Annotated in this window: 2 protein-coding genes; both read left to right on the top strand. The window is 45.3% G+C overall.

Features of this window, described 5'->3' with window-relative positions; genetic code table 11:
• Positions 1-96 precede the first annotated feature (96 nt).
• On the top strand, positions 97-678 hold the full coding sequence (locus CIK04_RS34280; protein WP_325205882.1) for a hypothetical protein: 582 nt from the start codon (positions 97-99) through the stop codon (positions 676-678).
• A gap of 2 nt (positions 679-680) precedes the next feature.
• The gene (locus CIK04_RS34275; RefSeq protein ID WP_325205881.1) at positions 681-971 is read left to right on the top strand and encodes a hypothetical protein; all 291 of its coding nucleotides are present in this window, start codon (positions 681-683) and stop codon (positions 969-971) included.
• Positions 972-998 lie beyond the last annotated feature (27 nt).

Genomic DNA, 998 nt, shown 5'->3' with positions numbered 1-998 from the left:
AAACGAGCACAACGGTGACGTATGAGATCAAAGACCCTCAAGGACTGATGTCTCAAGCAACATTGATCATTCAGTTTTGTTAAACCGAAGGCTTTAGTGATCGATAACATCACCCTTGAAGGACGTGAAGATGAAAGTGTCATCCTCAACTTGCAGCAATTAGCAGGCAAAGGAGGAGAGGTTAAGATTGTGGAACTGCCGAGAAATGGGCTGATTCACAATGGTCAATATGTACCCCAAGCGAACTTTGCTGGCAAAGACAGTTTCACGTTCCAAGTGACGAATGTCGAGGGGACGACCTCAAATATTGCCACGGTTTCGATCAACATTCTGCCAGTCAACGACTTACATACTTTTCGTGTTAACGCCTCTAAGTTGCAAGTCAGTGCGGACGAGCGTATTGAACTGTCGGTTGTGCAATTAAAAGACATTGATTCCAACAACCACCAGTTCAATGAACAAGTCTCTGGGCGTAAAGCGACAATACTTAATGCGGATAAGTCGGTTGCAATCGTCGTGATTCCTTCTCAATCCGTTGGCAATGAAAAGCTTGTGTTCAGTGCAACGGTTCGTGACGAACAAGGAGAGGCGGTTACTCATAGTTTGACATTAACGGTGCATGCCACGACGCCTAGTGTGAAGCAGGCAAACTTAAGCTCAAGTTTGGTAGCTCACTGAATGTGAAGCCTCTTGAATCTGAATACAAAGGGAAGTTCCAACTGCGTATTACGCGCCCAGCAGAACATGGTGAAGTGCAAATTGTGAATCAGGAATTGATTTATCAAGCCCCGTCTCAAACAGCATTAACCATGATCGACAGATTCAACTATGAAGTTCTTTTTGATAACGGAGAGAGCAAGCAGGGATGGTTTGAAATAGAGTTGTCGCCAACCAGCACGATTTCTGGCCAAAAWGATGATTCAGACAACCCACCAACAGCTGATTCTGGTGGTGAAGATGCGGTTCTCTAGGCTTGGAGTCGGCATGGCTAATTGGCA

The sequence above is a fragment of the Vibrio sp. 03_296 genome, assembly GCF_002265885.1.
The sequence above is the reverse complement of the archived record's forward strand: the minus strand, read 5'-3'. Positions and strand labels throughout refer to the sequence as shown.